Genomic DNA, 19,449 nt, shown 5'->3' on the forward strand with positions numbered 1-19,449 from the left:
CAAGGCCAACGACGCCAACACGGTCGACGTGGAAGCCAAGACCAAGTCGTGACCCCGAAGTGACCCCCAAACTCGCTACGCTCGCGGCCCCCCAAGGGGGCACCTCAGTACCTCCGGGCGGCCGAGCGGTACTGGCGTGATTGACTTCGGCTTCGACAAGATTGCGCTGATCGGCGCGGTGGCGCTCATCGTCATCGGGCCGGAAAAGCTGCCGCGCGTGGCGCGCACGGTCGGCCACTTCGTCGGCAAGGCACAGCGTTACGTGGCCGACGTGAAGGCCGAGGTCAACCGCTCGATCGAGCTCGAAGAGCTCAAGAAGATGAAGACCGAGTTCGAAGACGCAGCCCGAAACGTGGAGCAGACCGTCTCGAACGAGATTCATCAGACCACCAGCAGCCTGGAAAACGCGTGGACGGCCCCCGACACGATGCTGCCGCCGAACAGCGGCCAGCACGAAGGCTGGTCGCCGGCCCCGCCCGAGTACAAGCACCCGAAGAAGAACTGGCGCCTGAAAAAGGGCGCCACACCGCAGTGGTACAAGCGCCGCACCGGGGTTCGCGGCCACGCGCAGTCGGGCGCCGCCCGGGTGGCGCGCTTCAGACCAAAACGCCTGGGCTGAGGCCGATATGAGCGCCAACGACGGAAAGCCTGACGAGATGGCGGGCACCGAGCAGCCCTTTGTCTCGCATTTGGTCGAGTTGCGGGACCGGCTGGTGCGTGCCGCGATCGCGGTGGGCGTGTGTTTTGGCGTGCTCGCACTCTGGCCCGGGCCGGCCGGCCTCTACGACCTGCTCGCCGCGCCGCTCGTGGCGCACCTGCCCAAGGGCTCGACGCTGATCGCCACCAGCGTGATCTCGCCGTTCATGGTGCCGATCAAAATCACGCTGATGGCGTCGTTTCTGCTGGCGCTGCCCGTCGTGCTCTACCAGGTGTGGGCCTTCGTGGCGCCCGGGCTCTACACGCACGAGAAAAAACTGGTGATGCCGCTCGTGATCTCCAGCACCTTGCTGTTCTTCCTGGGCGTGGCGTTCTGCTACTTCTTCGTGTTCGGCCAGGTGTTCAAGTTCATCCAGGGCTTCGCGCCCAAGAGCATCACCGCGGCGCCCGACATCGAGGCCTACCTGAGCTTCGTGCTGACCATGTTCATCGCGTTCGGCGCTTCGTTCGAGGTGCCGGTGGTGGTGGTGGTGCTGGCGCGCATGGGCCTTGTGAGCATCGAGAAGCTGAAGGCCTTCCGCAGTTATTTCATCGTGCTGGCCTTCATCATCGCCGCGGTGCTCACGCCGCCCGACGTGGTGTCGCAGCTGGCGCTGGCGATCCCGATGGTGCTGCTCTACGAAGTCGGCATCTGGGCCGCCAAGGTCTTCATCAAGCACACCCAAGCCCCCGCCGACGAGCCGCCGGTGGGCTGAGCACAGCACTTCAGCGCTGCGGGGCTGCGGGCCGCGGCGGGCGCTGCGCCACCGTCACGTTGATCTCGAGCGCGGTTTCTCCGCGCTGCACACCGACCGCCGCCACCGCTTGCGGCTTCAGGGCTGCCACCGCGTTGAGCAACTGTGGCGTGTTGAGCACCGGCTTGCCGGCGATGTTGACGACCACGTCACCGGGCCGCAAACCGGCCGCCGCGGCCGGGCCGCTTTGCAGCACGCCGGTGATCAGCACGCCTTGTTTGACGGGCAGGTTGAGCGTCTGCGCGATCTCGGGGGTGAGGTCGCGCGGCTCCACGCCGATCCAGCCGCGCGTGACGCGGCCGTCCTTGATCAGGCCTTCGAGCACCTGGCGCGCGGTGGTGACGGGAATGGCGAAGCCGATGCCCAGGCTGCCGCCGGTGCGCGAGTAGATCGCGGTGTTGATGCCGAGCAGGTTGCCGGTGGCGTCGACCAGCGCACCGCCCGAGTTGCCCGGGTTGATGGCGGCGTCGGTCTGAATGAAATTCTCGAAGGTGTTGATGCCGAGCTGGTTGCGGCCGAGCGCGCTGACGATGCCCGAAGTGACCGTCTGGCCCACGCCGAACGGGTTGCCGATGGCCAGCACCACGTCGCCCACCTGCAACTGATCGGCGTCGCCGAAACCGATGGCCGGCAGGCGGTCGAGCTCGATCTTGAGCACGGCCACGTCCGATTCGGGGTCGGTACCGACGATCTTCGCGCGTGCCTGGCGGCCGTCGGCGAGCAGCACCTCGACGTCGTCGGCGCCTTCGATCACGTGGTTGTTGGTGATGAGGTAGCCCTCGCTCGAGACGATGACGCCCGAGCCCAGTCCGACCTGCGGTTCCTGCTGCGACTGGCGCGAGCGGTCGCCGAAGAAGAACTGGAAGAACGGGTCGTCGCTGCGCGGGTGGCGTGCCGGCGCCTTGCTGGCGGTGATGCTGACAACCGCGGGTGAAGCCCGTTTGGCGGCTGCGCTGTAGCTGATCGCTGCGCCGCCGCCGGGCAGGGCGACCGGCAGCGGCTGGGGTGCCGGCAGCGACACGATGTTCGGCGCCACCACGCCGGCACGGCGCTGCACCCACTCGGGTTTGAGCGTTGCCACGACGAACAGCACCGCCACGGCGACCGTGACGGCCTGCGAAAAGATGAGCCAGGTTTTGCGCATGAAGCCTCTGCGTTGGAAGCGCCGATTATCGACTCGCCGCGCCGCGCGATGCGGCGCTCTCGTCGCCCGCTGCCCGACAATAGCTGCATGACGACTGCACCGACGCTGCCGCTGGCACTCACGATGGGCGACGCCTGCGGCATCGGCCCCGAGATCATCGCGCAGCTGTTTCGGGGCGACGATGCGGCGGCTTGTTTCGTGGTCGGCGATGTGGCGGTGATGCGCCGCGCCGCGCAACTCACCGGCGGCCTGCTCGCGGTCGCGCGCATCGATGACGCCGCCGACGCGGCCCGCGTGCCGCCGAACTGCGTGCCGGTCTTGCAGGTCGAGGGCCTGCCGGCCGGGCTGATCGAGGCGCCCCCGGGGCAGGTCGACGCGCGTGCCGGTGCGGCCGCGGCCGCCTGTATCGCCCGGGCGGTGCAGCTGGCGCTCGCGGGCCAAGTGCACGGCATCGTCACTGCGCCGATCCACAAGGAAGCGCTGGCCGCGGCCGGCGTGGCCTACCCCGGCCACACCGAGATGCTGCAGGCGCTCGCGGCACAGGGTGCCGAGCCCGCGCCGGTGCGCATGATGCTGGCCAACGACGAGCTGCGCACGGTGCTGGTGACCATCCACATGTCGCTGCGCCGCGCGATCGAAGCGGTCACCTTCGACTCGGTGCTGCAGACGCTGCGCATCGCGCACCACAGCGCCGCGCGCTGGGGCCAGGTGCGCCCGCGCATCGCGGTCGCAGGGCTGAACCCGCACGCCGGCGAGGGCGGCTTGTTCGGCGACGAAGAACACACGACCATCGCGCCGGCCATCGCGGCGGCGCGCGCCGAAGGCATAGCCGCCAGCGGCCCGTTCGCACCCGACACGGTGTTCATGCGCGCGCGCAACGCGCCGGGCCACCCCGGAGAGTTCGACATCGTGGTCGCGATGACCCACGACCACGGGCTGATCCCGGTGAAGTACCTCGGGGTCGAGCACGGCGTGAACGTCACGCTCGGCCTGCCGTTCGTGCGAACCAGCCCCGACCACGGCACGGCATTCGACATCGCAGGAACGGGGCGGGCCGACGCATCGAGCCTGCGCGCCGCGCTGCGCATGGCACGCCAGCTGGCGACGGGCTAGAGGGCCTACGACCTACATCCGGCTCGGCGCTTTCAGTGCCGCTAGCTGCTTGCGCGCACGATGGGTGGCGCGCTCCATCAGGTAGCTGCTCTCGACCGCCCGCAGCCGGCCGGTTTCGCACATGCGCGCGAGCATGCGCGACGTCATCGAGATCGTTTCCTGGTGCTTGCTCGAGCCGCGCGTGAACACGAAGAAGCTGCGGCCGGCGCTCACGTGCGCGAGGCGCACTTTCTGCCACTCGTCTTTCAGGTGCATCTGGTAAGCGAAGCCGAGGTTGATGTGGTCGATCAACTGCGGCCCGCGGGTCGGCTCGGCCGGTTCGCTGCTGGAGAGGTCGAGGTCGAGGCCCAGCATCGACGAGCTCGGCGGGGCCGCTGCGGCCTCGGCTTCGGCCTGGATCTCGGCTTCGGCGCCGAGGTCGATGTCGACCGTGCCGGCCCAGTCGACCGCACTTTCCTGCACCAGACCGACCTGCTTCGCTTCTTCGGGCGTGAAGCGTTGTTCGATGACGGCCGGCTCGACTTCGGGCACCGGGTCGTTCGGTGACAAGGTTTCTGGCCGCGGCACGGGCGTGGCGAACACCGCCTCGAGCTGCTTGCTCATCATGTTGTAGTCGAGCTCGGAGAGCGACTGGCCCTTCAGCGAGTCGGCATGGGCCGGCAGCAACTGGCCGAAGAAGACACGCTGGGCAGACTCGGGCCAGCCGACGAGCTGCATGCCTTCGTTCAGGTCTTTCATCAGCGGCGGCAGCTGCATCAGGAACTTTTTGCGCAGTGCCGGCGAGCCTTTCGGCTGCACACTCATCACCAGGTCACGGCCGACCCGCCGGAACCGCGCCGCACGGTCTGAATCGGGCCCGCCACGCGCGTTGGCCAAGACCAGCGCCTGGCTCCACACCTGCGCCAGAAAGTCGCGCAGGTAGGCCGGCATCGACAGCGGCACGAGCGCGGCCTGCAACTGCAGCATGTAGCGCTGTTGCAGCCGCAACTCGGATTCCTTGGTGGCGAGCGTGCCGACCGCGCCGGTCTGCTCGACTTCGCCGTGGGTCTCTTCGGCGATGAAGGCTTCGAGCGACGCCAGCTTGGCGGCGTAGATCGTGATCTGGTCGAAGTCGCCGTCGACGATTTCCTGCACGAGACCACTCACACGCGCCAGGAACTGCTTGCCCGGGCCGGTGTCGAAATCGTCGAACGCACAGGCCAGCGAGGCGATGCGGTTCACGAAGCGCCGCACCGGGTGGCGCCTCGACGAGAAGAAACTCGAATCGTTCAGCGCCACGCGCAAAACGGGCAGTTGCAGGCGGGCGATCTGGCGCGCCATCTGCGGCGGCACGCGTGTGTCGGAAAGGATCTGGTCGAACAGGCTGCCGACCACGTCGATCACCATGTGGTCGAGCTTGCCGGTCGAGGCCTGCACCAGTTCTTCGCGATGGGCGCGGATCAGGTTGACGGCCATCATGCCGGCGAGACCGTCGCTGTAGGCCGCGTCGGGTGCAGCGCCTGCCCCGCCCGCGTCGACCTGGGTCGAACGCCCGATGCTGCCGATGGGGCCGCCCTCGCTGCCGCCACCGCTGCTGGCGCCGGAACGCGACCCGGGGCCGCTGATCGGCGCGTAACTCGAGCGGCCGGAATGGCGCGATGCCGCCGCATCGAGCTCGCCGGGCCTGCTGGCCAGCGAGGTGAGTCGGCGCAGCAAGGCCATCAATTGAACGTCGGCCTGCGATGACGCGATGTCGGCGTGGGTCGTCGAACGGCCCGGCGACGGTGGTGGCGCCGGGTAACGCCCTGAACCCGAGGGCGAGGGCGGCATGGGTGCAGGTGGGCCCGCGCGCGTGAACCGGCCGGCGCTGGAGTCGAAGCCGGCGCCCGAGCGGGTGTCGAGGTCGCCACTCTGGCTGCGTGTCGAGTTCATCGACGCATAACCCGAGTTGACCCCCCACATCCGGTTGCCCGGGCCTTCGGCGGTGCGCCCGGTGAGGGCGACGGGTTGAATGCCTTGTGCCTGCAGGTTGGCCAGGATCTGCGCGTAACACTCCGGCATGGCCTTGGCCACGGCCTGCCCGAGTTCACGTGCGAGCACCTTGCGCGTTTCGGGCGCGCCCGATGCCGCCTCGATGGCCCGGTAGATCGCCGCGCCCAGCGATTCGGCGCGCAACGGGTTGCTTTCGAGGTCGGCACGGCCGGTCTGTGTCAGCGTGCCCATGTAGGCGGCCAGGTCGCGCAACTCGATTTCACAGGCGTGGCCGATCATCTGGGCGATGCGGTCGGCATGCATGCGCTCTTCGACCTCGTTGTCGTCGACCAGACTGAGCGACTGCCAGTCGGTGGCGGCCAACGGGCGCCGCCCGGCTTCGCGCGGGGCCAGTTGACGGTCGACTTTCTCGCGCAACACGTCACCGACCACGCGGTGGAAGATGCCGATGTTGCGACGCAGGTCGAACTGCGCCGCGGTCAGCGCCTCGCGATCTGAAGTGCGCGAAGCCGCCACCGCCTGCACGCCCAAGGCGCCCGAAGCCCGATCGACCGCCGACGTGACAGTCGCCTTGATCTGGTTCAGGGCCGCCTCCAGGGCGGCTTGCATGCGGGGGTCGTTCAGGGCCATCTCGAGCAGGGCATCACAACGCGCGGCGATTGCCGGCGGAAGTCCCCCGAGCGTAACGCCAACTCCCGGCGTGTGCCTGCAGGACCCCCGGCCAGAAGCGACCGCCCGGCCGGCATTTCAGCACACAGTGGGCCAGTGGCGCGGCCCACCGCGTAGCGGCGGGCCATGGCCCGGAAGATTTCAGCGCGATTTCAGCGCGTCACGAATCTCGCGCAGCAGCACCACGTCTTCGGGCGTCGGAGCGGGCGGGGCAGGCGGCACGTCCTTCTTCAGCCGGTTGATCTGCTTGACCATCGTGAAGATGATGAACGCCAGGATGATGAAGTTGATCGCCACGGTGATGAAGTTGCCGTAAGCGAAGAGCGGCACGCCGGCCTTGGTGAGTGCGTCGTAGGTCATCGGCCCCTTGTAGTCGGCCGGTGCGCTGGAGAGCATGATGAAGTAGCTGGAGAAGTCCAGCCCGCCGAAGATCTTGCCGACCACCGGCATGATCAGGTCCTTGACGATCGAGTCGACGATCTTGCCGAAGGCCGCTCCGATGATGACACCGACCGCGAGGTCGATGACATTGCCCTTCATCGCAAACTCTTTGAACTCTGACGTGAAACTCATGCTGATCACTCCTTGTGGGTTCTTATGGATGACGCCGCAGCGGTGCGGCCACGGTGCGGCAGTATTGCCCAGACGGCGCTGAAAGCAAGGACTTGGCGGTGCACCGGTGCGAGGCTGCGCGAAGCTCGGCGCGGCTGTCGCTTGCGGGCCGCGCCAGCCGCGCGCAATTCACACCGCGGGCGCGCCGGCAGGGCTTGACGCGTCCGCTAGAATCCCGGGTTGACCCTGATTTGAAGTTTTGTTCGAGGAACCTCATGAGTGACCAGCAAATCGACAGCGGCAAACGCACCTGGATCATCGCTTCCAGCTGCGCCGGTGTTGCAGGGGCAGGCTTCGCCGCCGTGCCGTTCGTCAGCAGTTTCCAGCCGTCAGAACGCGCCCGCGCCGCCGGTGCGGCCGTCGAGGTCGACATCAGCGCGCTCAAGGCCGGCGAGAAGATGACCGTTGAATGGCGTGGCAAGCCGGTGTGGATCGTCAAGCGCACGCCAGAACAACTGGCCGAGCTGCCCAAGGTCGACAACCTGCTGGCCGACCCCAAGTCGGCGCGCAACCCGTCCGAGCTGACGCCGGAATACGCGCGCAACGAGAACCGCTCGCGCAAGCCCGAATACCTGGTGGTCGTGGGCATCTGCTCGCACCTCGGCTGTTCGCCGTCGGACAAGTTCACGCCAGGTGCGCAGCCCTCGCTGCCCGACGACTGGGCTGGCGGCTTCCTGTGCCCGTGCCACGGCTCCACGTTCGACATGGCAGGCCGTGTCTACAAGAACAAGCCCGCGCCCGACAACCTCGAAGTGCCGCCGCACATGTACTTGTCGGACACGCGGCTGCTCATCGGCGAAGACAAGAAGGCCTGATCCGGCGAGCAGGGCTTCGAAGCCACCGCATGCATCAAGGCAACCAGACGGCACCCCAGGAGTAAGAAGACATGGCTGTTTACAAGGAAGCGCCCGCCAACGCCACGGCGCCGCAGAAGCTGCTGAACTGGGTCGACAACCGGTTCCCGCTGTCCAAGCTCTACAACGAGCACGTCGGCGAGTACTACGCGCCGAAGAACTTCAACTTCTGGTACATCTTCGGCTCGCTCGCGATGCTGGTGCTGGTGATCCAGATCGTCACCGGCATCTTCCTGGTGATGCACTACAAGCCCGACGCCGGGCTCGCCTTCGCCTCGGTCGAATACATCATGCGCGACGTGCCGGGCGGCTGGATCATCCGCTACATGCACTCCACCGGTGCGAGCGCGTTCTTCATCGTCATCTACCTGCACATGTTCCGCGGCCTGCTGTACGGCAGCTACCGCAAGCCGCGTGAACTGGTCTGGATCTTCGGCTGCGGCATCTTCCTGTGCCTGATGGCCGAAGCCTTCATGGGCTACCTGCTGCCCTGGGGCCAGATGAGCTACTGGGGCGCCCAGGTGATCGTGAACCTGTTCGCCGCCGTGCCCTTCGTCGGCCCCGATCTGGCGCTGCTGATCCGTGGTGACTACGTCGTCGGCGACGCCACGCTGAACCGTTTCTTCAGCTTCCACGTGATCGCCGTGCCGCTGGTGCTGCTCGGCCTCGTGGCGGCGCACATCATCGCGCTGCATGAAGTTGGCTCGAACAACCCGGACGGCGTGGAAATCAAGGCCAAGAAAGACGCGAAGGGCCACCCGCTCGACGGCATCCCGTTCCACCCCTACTACACGGTGCACGACATCTACGCCGTCAGCATCTTCCTGCTGCTGTTCAGCCTGGTCGTGTTCTTCGCGCCCGAAGGCGGCGGTTACTTCCTCGAGTACAACAACTTCATCGAAGCCAACCCGCTGAAGACGCCGGCCCACATCGCGCCGGTCTGGTACTTCACGCCGTACTACTCGATGCTGCGTGCCACCAACGACCTGATGATCAACGTGCTGTCGGTGTTGCTGGCGCTCGGCGCCGTGCTCGGCATCGTGCGCGGTGGCTTCGGTGCGGCGGGCAAGATCGGTTTGGCTATCGGCGCGCTGGTCGCCGTGGCACTGCTCAAGACCTTCGACGCCAAGTTCTGGGGCGTGGTCGTGATGGGCGGCGCGGTCATCATCATGTTCTTCCTGCCCTGGCTCGACCGCAGCCCGGCCAAGTCGATCCGCTACCGCCCCGACTGGCACAAGTACGTGTACGCCGTGTTCGTGTTCTTCTTCCTCGTCCTCGGTTACCTGGGTGTTCAGCCCCCGTCGACCGCCGGCAACTACGTCTCGCAGGTCGGCACGCTGCTGTACTTCGGCTTCTTCCTTCTGATGCCGTGGTGGAGCCGCCTGGGCACCTTCAAGACGGTCCCCGAGCGCGTGACCTTCGCTGCTCACTGACGCGCACGCCGGAGCCTCCACAAATGAAAAAACTCCTCCTCGCCCTGCTGGTCTCGTTCGGTTGCGTCTCGGCCACGTCGGCCAGTGAAGGCGGCTACCCCTGGGACAAGTTCCCGGTCGAAAAGATGAACGACATGGCCGCGCTGCAGAACGGCGCCAAGGTCTTTGTCAACTACTGCCTGAACTGCCATTCGGCGGCCTACATGCGCTACAACGGCATGCAGGACATCGGCCTCACCGAAGCGCAGATCAAGAGCAACCTGCTGTTCGCTACCGAGAAGGTCGGCGACACCATGAAGATCTCGCTCGACGCGAAGGCAGCGAAAGACTACTTCGGTGCCCAGCCGCCCGACCTGTCGGTGATCGCGCGTTCGCGCGCCGGTGGCAACGGCAGCGGCGCCGACTACCTCTACACCTACCTGCGCACCTACTACCGCGACGAGACCAAGGCCACCGGCTGGAACAACCTCGCCTTCCCCGACGTGGCCATGCCGCACGCGCTGTGGGAACTGCAGGGCCAGCGCGCCGCGGTGTTCGTCGAGGAAAAAGACGCGCACAACCCCGCCAAGACGCTGCACCGGTTCGACCGCTTCGAGCAACTCACGCCGGGCAAGCTCAACGAGCAGCAGTACAACCAGACCGTGGGCGACCTGGTCGCCTACCTGCAATGGATGGGCGAGCCGTCGCAGGGCAAGCGTGTGCAGATCGGCGTGTGGGTATTGCTCTTCCTGGGCGTGCTCGTCATCTTCACCTGGCGCCTGAATGCCGCTTACTGGAAAGACGTGAAGTGACCCCGTCACGGCCCGCCGCCTGATCGATCGGGCGACGGGTACCGCGCGCAGTGGAGGGCCTCGCCGGTCGCCCACTGCGTTTTGTTTTTTGTGACCTGTGGCCTTCACCCGCCACGATCTGCCCCCGAAAGGAGCCGCCACCATGATGGTGCTTTACTCCGGAACGACCTGCCCTTACTCGCACCGTTGCCGTTTCGTCCTGTTCGAAAAAGGCATGGACTTCGAGATCCGCGACGTCGACCTGTTCGCCAAGCCCGAAGACATCGCGCTGATGAACCCGTACAACGAAGTGCCGATCCTGGTCGAGCGCGACCTGATCCTGTACGAGTCGCACATCATCAACGAGTACATCGACGAACGCTTCCCGCACCCGCAGCTGATGCCGGGCGACCCGGTGGCGCGCGCGCGTGTGCGCCTGTTCCTGTTCAACTTCGAGAAAGAGCTGTTCGCGCACGTGAACATGCTCGAGTCGCGCGGCGTGAAGGGCACCGACAAGCAGCTCGAGAAGGCGCGTTCGCAGATCCGCGACCGCCTGACCCAGCTCGCGCCCATCTTCCTGAAGAACAAGTACATGCTGGGCGACGACTTCTCGATGCTCGACGTGGCCATCGCGCCGCTGCTGTGGCGCCTCGACTACTACGGCATCGACATGTCGAAGAACGCCGTGCCGCTGCTGAAGTACGCCGAGCGCATCTTCTCGCGCCCGGCCTACATCGAGGCGCTCACGCCTTCGGAAAAGGTGATGCGCAAGTAAGCGCCTCGCCGATCAACCCGGACGTCACGATGAGCTCGCCACCGATCGCCCCCGCGACTGCCGGCACCTCGACGCGGCCGTACCTGATCCGTGCATTGCACGACTGGTGCACCGACAACGGCTTCACGCCCTATGTCGCGGTGTTCGTCGACGCCAGCGTTCAGGTGCCGACCGAGTACGTGAAGAACAACGAGATCGTCCTGAACGTCGGCTTCGAAGCCACCAGCGCCCTCAAGCTCGGCAACGAGACCATCGAGTTCAAGGCCCGCTTCGGTGGCAGTTCGCGCGAAATCGTCGTGCCTGTCGACCACGTCATCGCGATCTACGCGCGCGAGAACGGTCAGGGCATGGCCTTCCCGATGCCCACCGAGGGCCAGAAGCCGGCCGCGGCCGACGCGGGAGAAGCCGCGCCATCCGCCAGCAGCATGCGCGGCCCGCGTTTGGCCCTGACCGAGTCGCCGGGTGCCAAAGCAGAAAACGCGGGTGCGGCAGAAGACGATCCTTCTCCGCCTGAACCGCCCGCCGGTGGCCGGCCGTCGCTCAAGCGCGTCAAGTAGTCGCGGCCGCAGCGCGACTTATACTTTCTTTCCCTGAAGTTTCGGCCCGTCCAGCGTGCCGATCCGGCAGCGCCGGCTTAGCTCAGTTGGTAGAGCACCCGCCTTGTAAGCGGAAGGTCGTCAGTTCGATTCCGACAGCCGGCACCACATCTCGTTCAGCACAGTTGGTTTCACTGTGAACGGCCGCGGGCGCTCAGCCCGATTGAACCTTCACCCTGACTGCGTTAACCTGCCAGCCTCGCTCTCGAAGGACCTCTTCCAGGCGCGGCTGAAGTTGCCGCAGCTTGGCAGCCACAGAGGCATTGGCCGCCAACAAGGACCAGCCCGTATCGTCCACCGGCCCCGGCTTCACGTGCGGGGCCAAAGCGGCTGGCAGGCACGGCCTGATCGCGGAGAAGCGGGCATTCGAGTCCTGCATCAGCTGCGCCAGGCGTGCCAGCGGCGCACTGCGTTGCAGCGCCTCTTCGATGCGCAGTGCGTTGGGCGTGACCGGAGTTGGCTTTGGGTTCACCCGAAGGAGTGTAGCGATGCAGATCTTGATCACCCACGGCACGCTGGCCCGCACGCGCGTGCTGCACTTCAACCGCTGGCAACTCGGCGCGGCGCTGGCGCTGCTGGTGCTCGTGCTGACGCTCCTGTCGGGCACCGTCTACCACTTCGTGTTCCTGAAAGCGGCGCGCGAGGGCTGGCCGGTCGTGAGCCCGCTGATGCGCCTGGTGGTGCGCGACGAGTTCGCGCAGCGCGACCGCTTCCTGCGCGAGAACCTCGATGCCATGGCACAGAAGGTCGGCGAAGTGCAGGCCAAGATGATCAAGCTCGAAGCGATGGGCGAGCGGGTCTCGGGCATCGTGGGCATCAAGCCCGACGAACTGAAACAACTCGCGCCGAAGGCCGCTGCCGGCGGGCCGTTCGTGCCTTTCGCGCCCGGCGCGGGCCTGTCGATGGACCAGTTGAACGGCGCGCTCGGCACGCTCGACGTCGAGGCCGACCAGCGCACCGACCTGTTCACGCTGGTCGAATCGCGTTTGCTCGAAAAGCGCCTGTCGGAGCTGATGATTCCCAACAGCCGCCCGGTCGAAGGGCCGATCGGCTCGGGTTTCGGCTTCCGTTCCGACCCGTTCACCGGGCGCGCCGCCCTGCACACCGGGCTGGACTTTCCGGCCGAAACGGGCACGCGGGTGTTCGCCTCGGCGGGTGGCGTCGTGCTGCTCAGCGAGTTCCACCCGGAGTACGGCAACATGGTCACGCTCGACCACGGCAACGGCCTCGTCACACGCTACGCACACAGCTCGCGGGTGCTGGTCAAGGCCGGCGACCTGATCAAGCGCGGTCAGGCGATCGCCGAGGTGGGCACCTCGGGCCGGTCGACCGGGGCGCACCTGCACTTCGAGGTTCTGCTCGACGGCGTGCCGCAAGACCCGGCCAAGTTCCTGGCCGGTGGCGAAGCGGCTTCGCTGCTGGCCGGCAAACCCGGCCGCGCGCGGCGGTGAGGCTGCGGCGCAGTGCGGCGCCCGAATGCTAAAATTTGCGGCTTTGGCGGGCATTCTTCACCCGGCAGCCGCCTTGCGATCAGCTTGATTTCGCGGGGGCCGCCCGCAGCTTTCACCTTTCGCCGCTTCGACTTTCAGCCCAGGCTTCGGCCGGTTGAGCAGCGGTTCCTGCCCCGCGATTCAACCCCGTACGCCGCATGTTGCCCAAGATTCTCACTTCGATTTTCGGTAGCCGGAACGACCGACTGCTCAAGCAGTACCGTCAGATCGTCAGCCAGATCAACGCGCTCGAATCGAAGTTCGAAGCCCTCGACGACGCGGCCCTGATCGCCAAGACCGCCGAATTCCGCGCCCGCTTCACGGCCGGTGAAACCGTCGACCAGCTGCTGCCCGAGGCCTTCGCCACCGTGCGCGAAGGCAGCAAGCGTGTTCTCAAGATGCGCCACTTCGACGTGCAGCTGATCGGCGGCATGGTGCTCAACAGCGGCAAGATCGCCGAAATGCGCACCGGCGAAGGCAAGACGCTGATGGCGACGCTGCCGGTCTACCTCAACGCGATCACCGGCAAGGGTGTTCACGTGGTCACGGTGAACGACTACCTCGCGCGGCGTGACGCCGAGTGGATGGGCCGTCTGTACACCTTCCTCGGCCTCACCGTCGGCGTGAACCTGCCGCAGATGCCGCGCGAAGAGAAGCAGGCCGCCTACGCCGCCGACGTGACCTACGGCACCAACAACGAGTTCGGCTTCGACTACCTGCGCGACAACATGGTGCTCGACGTGCGCGACCGCGTCGCGCGCGGCCTGTCCTACGCCATCGTCGACGAGGTCGACTCCATCCTGATCGACGAGGCGCGCACGCCGCTGATCATCAGCGGCCAGGCCGAAGACCACACCGAGATGTACGTGCGCATCAACGCGGTCGTGCCGCAGTTGAAGAAGCAGATCGGCGAGCTCGATCTGCGCACCGGCGAAGGCGTGATCGAGCCGGGCGACTTCACCGTCGACGAGAAGAGCCACCAGGTCTTCCTGACCGAAGACGGCCACGAGAACGCCGAGCGCATTCTCGGCCAGGCCGGCCTGCTGGCCGAAGGCGCGAGCCTCTACGACCCGGCCAACATCGCGCTGATGCACCACGTCTACGCCGCGCTGCGTGCCAAGCACCTCTACAACCGCGACCAGCACTACGTGGTGCAAGAGGGCGAAGTCATCATCGTCGACGAATTCACCGGCCGCCTGATGACGGGCCGGCGCTGGAGCGACGGACTGCACCAGGCCGTCGAAGCCAAGGAAGGTGTGCAGATCCAGAACGAGAACCAGACGCTCGCGTCGATCACGTTCCAGAACTACTTCCGCATGTACGGCAAGCTGTCGGGCATGACCGGCACGGCCGACACCGAAGCCTATGAGTTCCAGGAAATCTACGGCCTCGAGACCGTGGTGATACCGCCCAACAAGCCGACCATCCGCAAGGACGAACTCGACCTCGTCTACAAGACCACGCGCGAGAAGTTCGACGCCGTGATCGAAGACATCCGCGACTGCCACGAACGTGGCCAGCCGGTGCTGGTGGGCACGACCTCGATCGAGAATTCCGAGCTGATCTCGGGCCTGCTGCAAAAAGCCAAGCTGCCGCACAACGTGCTCAACGCCAAGCAGCATGCGCGCGAAGCCGAGATCGTGGCGCAGGCCGGGCGGCCGGGCGTCATCACCATCGCCACCAACATGGCCGGCCGTGGCACCGACATCGTCCTCGGCGGCAACGTCGAAAACCAGATCAAGGCCTTCGAGGCCGACCCGGCCGTCACCGAAAGCGACAAGGCCGCGCGGGCCCAGCAGTTGCACGACGAGTGGCAGGGTCTGCACGACAAGGTCAAGGCCCAGGGCGGCCTGCGCATCATCGCGACCGAACGCCACGAATCGCGCCGCATCGACAACCAGTTGCGTGGCCGCTCGGGCCGCCAGGGCGACCCGGGTTCGTCGCGCTTCTACCTCTCGCTCGACGACTCGCTGATGCGCATCTTCGCCGGCGACCGCGTGCGCGCCATCATGGAACGGCTGAAGATGCCCGACGGCGAGGCGATCGAAGCCGGCATCGTCACACGCAGCATCGAGAGCGCCCAGCGCAAGGTCGAAGCGCGCAACTTCGACGTGCGCAAGCAGCTGCTCGAGTACGACGACGTCAGCAACGACCAGCGCAAGGTCATCTACCAGCAGCGCAACGACATTCTCGAAGCGCCGAGCCTGTCGGCCCAGATCGACAACCTGCGCGAAGGCACCATGACCGACGTGGTGCGCACCTACGTTCCGGCCGACAGCGTCGAGGAGCAATGGGACCTGCCCGGCCTCGAAAGGGTGCTGCGCGACGAATGGCAGCTCGATGTGCCGCTCGCGACCGAAGTCGACAAGAGCAGCTCCATCACCGATGAAGACGTGGCCGAGCGGGTGGTCAAGGCCGCTGACGAATCCTTCAACGCCAAGGTCGAGCGCGTCGGTATCGAGCAGTTCACGCCCTTCATGCGCATGATCCTGCTGCAGTCGATCGATTCGCACTGGCGCGAGCACCTGGCCGCACTCGACTACCTGCGCCAGGGTATCCACCTGCGTGGTTATGCGCAGAAGAACCCGAAGCAGGAATACAAGCGCGAAGCCTTCGACCTGTTCTCGCAACTGCTCGACGTGGTCAAGATGGACGTGACACGCACCTTGATGACGGTGCGCATCCAGTCGCAGGAAGAAGCGGCGCAGGCCGCCGAGGCGATCGAAGAGCGCGCCGAGCGCATCAGCAACGTCACCTACACGCACCCCAACGAAGACGGCAGCGTGTCGGAAGAGGCGGCTGCTGGCGTGCTGGCCGACGAGGTTCCGAAGGTCGGCCGCAACGACCCCTGCCCCTGCGGCAGCGGCAAGAAGTACAAGCAGTGTCACGGCCGGCTGGCCTGAGGCGCGCTTCAACCACCTTGGTGCAGCCCGCCGGTGAGTCGGTGCGGATGCTGACGCCAGCTCGGCCGGTGTGCCAGTTTCCGGTGCGCCACGGTATGCTCTTCGCCTATGTCTGTTGAGCCTTCCACCGAAGCGGGTGTTCGGCGCGAACTGCTGCGGCTCGCGCTGCACAACTCCGCCAGCAGCGTGCTGATGCAGCTGGCCGCGGTGGCGGTCATCGTCACGATGGGCGTGACGGCGCAGCGGCTCGACGCCGCGGTGGCCGCCGGGGTGGTGGGCGTGGCCGTCGCGGCCTGGCGGCTGCTCATTTCGCGCCGCTACGTCCGCAAGAGTGTTCTGTCAGACAACGCCAGCGAGCGCCTCAGGTGGGAGCTCGAAGGCAACGCCGCGCTCGCCGGCCTGATGTGGGCCGTGGGCACGATCGGCATCTACCCGGCCCTGACCGGCACGCTCGCAACCACCTATGTCGCGATGGTCTTCGGCTCGATCACCGTGGCCGCGTTCTTCATGACCCTGGTCGGGCGTTCTTTCGTGATCCTGGCAGGCATCCAGCTCGGGGCGCTGATCATCGCGAGCCTGGCGATCCCGGCCGTGCGCTCGATCCCCCTGACGGTGCTCGCGCTGATCTTCGGCGCCACGGTGTACCGCGCGTCACGCGAATTCAAGTCGACCGCGTCACGGGCCATTCTGCACAGCCACGAGGCCGACGTGGCCACCGTGTCGCTGCAGCGCGCCAAGGAGCTGGCCGAGTCGGCGAACGTGGCCAAGTCGCAGTTCCTGGCGACCATGAGCCACGAGATACGCACACCGATGAACGGTGTGCTGGGTGCGCTCGACCTGCTGCGCCGCTCGCAGCTCGACGTCGACCAGCGCCGCCTGGTGCGCACGGCGGCATCGTCGGGCGCTTCGCTGATGGCGATCCTGAACGACGTGCTCGACCATTCCAAGATCGAAGCCGGCAAACTCAGCCTGCAGTACCAGCCGATGTCGCTGAACACGATGGCGCTGTCGGTGATCGCGCTGTTCCGTGCCAATGCCGAGAGCAAGGGCCTGACGCTGCGGCTCGATCTGGCCCCCGAAGTCGACGACTGGGTCATCGGTGACGCTCAGCGCCTGAAACAGGTGCTGCTCAATCTGGTGGGCAATGCGATCAAGTTCACCGAGCGCGGCGGGGTCACGCTCAGGCTGAGCCCGCAGCGCGCGCCCGAAGGCTGGGCCGGGGTGCTGTTCGAAGTCAGCGACACCGGCATCGGCATGGAAGCCGGTGCGCTGGCCAACCTGTTCCAGCCGTTTCACCAGGTCGACGGCACGCGCAACCGGCGGCGCGGTGGCACCGGCCTGGGCCTGGCGATCAGCCAGCGCATCGTCGAAGCGATGGGCAGCCACATCGACGTGAAGACCCAGCCCGGCCGGGGCTCGCGCTTCCGTTTTGCGCTGTCGCTCGAACTCGACCGTTCTTCGGAGCATGCCGCGCCCACCGACTCGGCCATGGGTGGGCTCGACGGCGCGGCACCGCTCATGGGGCGCGTGCTGGTGGTCGAAGACAACGACGTGAACCGCATGATCGCGCGCGAAGTCTTGCTGTCGCTGGGCCTGAGCGTGCTCGAGGCCGGCGACGGCATGCAGGCGCTCGAGCTGCTGGAATTGCAGCCGGTCGATCTGGTGCTGATGGACTGCCAGATGCCGGTGATGGACGGTTATGCCGCCACGCAAGAGATCCGCAAGCGCGAAGCCCGTCTCGGCCTGCCGCGCCTGCCGGTGCTGGCGCTCACCGCCAACGCCTTCGAGGAAGACGCCGCCCGTTCGCGCGAGGCCGGCATGGACGCGCACCTCGCCAAGCCCTACACCCGCGACCAGTTGCAGGAACTGCTCAAGTCCTGGCTGTGAGCGTGGCGCGGCGCGCCACGGCGCTCAGGCGAGCGCGGCCCACTCCGTGACGCCGGTGCGCTCTTCGCCCCAGGCCGTGTCGAGCTCGATCTTCTTGATGGCCTCGACCGCGCCTTCTTCGGCGCCGCCGGCCTTGCGCACCTGGGCGCGGGCGAGCCGCTCCATCAGGCGCAGGTCACGGTCGGTCAGCGTCATCGCGCTTTCGGTCCATTGCTCGACGATCTGCATCAGCGCCTCGTAGGTGATCGGCGCGGCGATACGCCGGGCCTCGAGCGCCGAGAGCGTGCCTCGCAGCCGCGGATGCACCGAGTTCACCACCGCAGAAAGAGCGGCTTCGCCCTCGCCGTCTTCGACGACCACGTCGGCCAGATGGCGGCGGAACAACTGGTCGGCCGTGTACAGCCTGCCCGAGAGGATCATCTCGTTGGCGACGGAAAAGCCGGCCTTGCGGATCGTGAAGTTCCACGCGCCCATGCCCGGGAACAGATTGAACAGCACCTCGGGGAAGCCGGCCTGCGCGCTGCGCTCAAAGATGACCTTGTGGAACGGCAGCACCGACTCGAGCCCGCCGCCGAGCGTGTCGCCCTGCACCAGCACGGTCGTGTGCACGCCGAGCTGCGAGGCGTTTTCCATCCACCACACCAGGTCGACACAACGCCGGCCGTACATGCGCAGCGAGTCGAGATCACGTGCGCGGATCAGCAGCACGAACAGCGACAGGTCACCGCCGAAATTGAAGACGCCCGGCACGTCGGACGTCATCACGAAGTGCTTCACCAGACCGGCGCTTTCTGCGATGTCGGAGAACACCCGCTGCAGTTCGCCCATCGCGGCCAGGCTGTAGCACTGGATCGGCTTGACGCAGGTGCGCACCCGCAGCGCGGCCAGTTCGTCGTTCCATTCGAGCCGGATGTACCGGTAAGGGCGGCTCAGCATCGCGGTCAGCGCGGAGGGCGAGGCTGTTTTCATACGGCTTCGAACATGCGGGTGAAGTGGTGAAAGTTGATGAGGGTGGATTCGGTGATGGCGTCGCGCGCTTCGTCGTCGTGGATCGTGTTCAGCAGCACACGCAGCTCGGCCATGTGCTCGGCGTCCATCGTCGCGTGCGAGCTGATGAACGACACGCCCCGTTCACCTTCGAGCAGCAAGGATTCGCGGATCGCCGAAGAGAACGGCCCGCCGTAGACCGAGGCGATCACTTCCAACGCATACATCATGCCCAGCACCGAGCACGGGTGGCGCCGGTCGGCCGACCAGTAGTTGTAGCCATTCAGCGCCAGCGTGTGCACGCCAGCCCCGTGGGCAGCGGTGGCGCTGTGCGACACCCCCACGGCCTCGAGGTCGTTCATCACCCAGGACTCGTGGCCCGACTCTTCGTGCATGTGCTCGTACAGGAAGTAGCGCACCTGGCGGTGGCTGTCGGGCACCCGGCTGGCTGCCGCCGCGCACACCGGGTTGAAGTGCCAGACCACGTGGTACAGCTCGAGCAGCAGCTTGCGGTAGCGCTCGACCGACATGCCGTTCGCCACGGCCTCCAGCACGACGGGGTTGGTTTCGAACCCGCGGCGCGCTTCGTCGGTGCGCGTCACCAGGTCGGCAAAAAAAGGCAACATTCGGTGTCCTGGAAACAGTGCGTGCCTCACGCTCACCCTGCAATTTAGGGATTGACAGGCACTTGGGTCGGTTCGTCAACAAGTGTCAACTCTAATGCAGAGGCGTGACGTTGCACATTGGCAGGCCTTACAGGTTGGCGCTTGTTTCACGTGGCTGTTGCGCGTTGC

Annotated in this window: 16 protein-coding genes, 1 tRNA gene and 2 pseudogenes; 13 read left to right on the top strand and 6 right to left on the bottom strand. The window is 66.4% G+C overall.

Annotated elements, in window-relative coordinates:
• Positions 1–136 precede the first annotated feature (136 nt).
• From tatB (AC30PD_RS17175) to tatC, 3 genes and pseudogenes are all read left to right on the top strand, one after another.
• Positions 137–368, top strand: a pseudogene (gene tatB, locus AC30PD_RS17175) (Sec-independent protein translocase protein TatB); the annotation flags it as partial.
• A gap of 104 nt (positions 369–472) precedes the next feature.
• Positions 473–619: pseudogene (gene tatB / locus AC30PD_RS17180) on the top strand (Sec-independent protein translocase protein TatB); the annotation flags it as partial.
• Positions 620–626: 7 nt separating this feature from the next.
• Entirely contained in the window at positions 627–1,412 is a 786-nt protein-coding gene (gene tatC, locus AC30PD_RS17185) for a twin-arginine translocase subunit TatC (protein ID WP_489536887.1), read from the top strand.
• Positions 1,413–1,422: 10 nt separating this feature from the next.
• Here the strand turns inward: tatC and AC30PD_RS17190 are convergent, their stop codons facing one another.
• A complete protein-coding gene (locus AC30PD_RS17190; protein WP_489536888.1) occupies positions 1,423–2,595 on the bottom strand; it encodes a trypsin-like peptidase domain-containing protein in 1,173 nt (390 codons plus the stop codon).
• 87 nt (positions 2,596–2,682) lie between these two features.
• Here AC30PD_RS17190 and pdxA point away from each other — a divergent pair, with 87 nt between their 5' ends.
• Positions 2,683–3,708, top strand: coding sequence for a 4-hydroxythreonine-4-phosphate dehydrogenase PdxA (pdxA, locus tag AC30PD_RS17195; RefSeq protein WP_489536889.1), 1,026 nt, complete (start codon positions 2,683–2,685; stop codon positions 3,706–3,708).
• A gap of 12 nt (positions 3,709–3,720) precedes the next feature.
• Here pdxA and AC30PD_RS17200 read toward each other — a convergent pair whose 3' ends face one another.
• Complete coding sequence (locus AC30PD_RS17200; protein WP_489536890.1) at positions 3,721–6,288, bottom strand: DUF1631 family protein; 2,568 nt, start codon at positions 6,286–6,288, stop codon at positions 3,721–3,723.
• A gap of 201 nt (positions 6,289–6,489) precedes the next feature.
• Entirely contained in the window at positions 6,490–6,921 is a 432-nt protein-coding gene (gene mscL, locus AC30PD_RS17205) for a large conductance mechanosensitive channel protein MscL (RefSeq protein ID WP_489536891.1), read from the bottom strand.
• 254 nt (positions 6,922–7,175) lie between these two features.
• Here mscL and petA point away from each other — a divergent pair, with 254 nt between their 5' ends.
• The 6 genes from petA (at position 7,176) to AC30PD_RS17235 (ending at position 11,496) form a co-directional block, all read left to right on the top strand.
• Positions 7,176–7,775 (top strand): ubiquinol-cytochrome c reductase iron-sulfur subunit, encoded by a 600-nt coding sequence (petA, locus tag AC30PD_RS17210; RefSeq protein WP_489536892.1) that lies wholly within the window; start codon positions 7,176–7,178, stop codon positions 7,773–7,775.
• A gap of 71 nt (positions 7,776–7,846) precedes the next feature.
• Positions 7,847–9,247, top strand: a complete 1,401-nt coding sequence (locus AC30PD_RS17215) for a cytochrome b (protein WP_489536893.1) — start codon at positions 7,847–7,849, stop codon at positions 9,245–9,247.
• A gap of 23 nt (positions 9,248–9,270) precedes the next feature.
• Positions 9,271–10,038, top strand: a complete 768-nt coding sequence (locus AC30PD_RS17220; RefSeq protein WP_489536894.1) for a cytochrome c1 — start codon at positions 9,271–9,273, stop codon at positions 10,036–10,038.
• Positions 10,039–10,180: 142 nt separating this feature from the next.
• On the top strand, positions 10,181–10,792 hold the full coding sequence (locus tag AC30PD_RS17225; protein ID WP_489536895.1) for a glutathione S-transferase N-terminal domain-containing protein: 612 nt from the start codon (positions 10,181–10,183) through the stop codon (positions 10,790–10,792).
• A 29-nt stretch (positions 10,793–10,821) separates the two neighbouring features.
• Positions 10,822–11,349: a ClpXP protease specificity-enhancing factor gene (locus tag AC30PD_RS17230; protein ID WP_489536896.1), complete on the top strand. Its 528-nt coding sequence runs from the start codon at positions 10,822–10,824 to the stop codon at positions 11,347–11,349.
• Between the two features lie 71 nt (positions 11,350–11,420).
• Positions 11,421–11,496, top strand: a tRNA-Thr gene (locus AC30PD_RS17235).
• 46 nt (positions 11,497–11,542) lie between these two features.
• Here AC30PD_RS17235 and AC30PD_RS17240 read toward each other — a convergent pair.
• Entirely contained in the window at positions 11,543–11,893 is a 351-nt protein-coding gene (locus AC30PD_RS17240) for a DciA family protein (protein WP_489536897.1), read from the bottom strand.
• Here AC30PD_RS17240 and AC30PD_RS17245 point away from each other — a divergent pair.
• The 3 genes from AC30PD_RS17245 (at position 11,877) to AC30PD_RS17255 (ending at position 17,668) form a co-directional block, all read left to right on the top strand.
• Complete coding sequence (locus AC30PD_RS17245) at positions 11,877–12,839, top strand: M23 family metallopeptidase (protein WP_489536898.1); 963 nt, start codon at positions 11,877–11,879, stop codon at positions 12,837–12,839. The genes AC30PD_RS17240 and AC30PD_RS17245 overlap by 17 nt on opposite strands.
• A 197-nt stretch (positions 12,840–13,036) precedes the next feature.
• Positions 13,037–15,781 carry a preprotein translocase subunit SecA gene (gene secA, locus AC30PD_RS17250; RefSeq protein WP_489536899.1) on the top strand — a complete coding sequence of 915 codons (2,745 nt, stop codon included), beginning with the start codon at positions 13,037–13,039 and terminating at the stop codon, positions 15,779–15,781.
• A gap of 108 nt (positions 15,782–15,889) precedes the next feature.
• Complete coding sequence (locus tag AC30PD_RS17255) at positions 15,890–17,668, top strand: ATP-binding protein (RefSeq protein WP_489536900.1); 1,779 nt, start codon at positions 15,890–15,892, stop codon at positions 17,666–17,668.
• Between the two features lie 24 nt (positions 17,669–17,692).
• Here the strand turns inward: AC30PD_RS17255 and AC30PD_RS17260 are convergent, their stop codons facing one another.
• The gene (locus AC30PD_RS17260) at positions 17,693–18,637 is read right to left on the bottom strand and encodes a crotonase/enoyl-CoA hydratase family protein (RefSeq protein WP_489536901.1); all 945 of its coding nucleotides are present in this window, start codon (positions 18,635–18,637) and stop codon (positions 17,693–17,695) included.
• The gene (locus tag AC30PD_RS17265; protein ID WP_489536902.1) at positions 18,634–19,281 is read right to left on the bottom strand and encodes an iron-containing redox enzyme family protein; all 648 of its coding nucleotides are present in this window, start codon (positions 19,279–19,281) and stop codon (positions 18,634–18,636) included. Before AC30PD_RS17265 ends, AC30PD_RS17260 begins: the two co-directional genes overlap by 4 nt.
• Positions 19,282–19,449 lie beyond the last annotated feature (168 nt).

Origin of the sequence: Rhizobacter sp., from assembly GCF_032229685.1 — a bacterium.
Taxonomy (GTDB): domain Bacteria; phylum Pseudomonadota; class Gammaproteobacteria; order Burkholderiales; family Burkholderiaceae_C; genus LMDS01.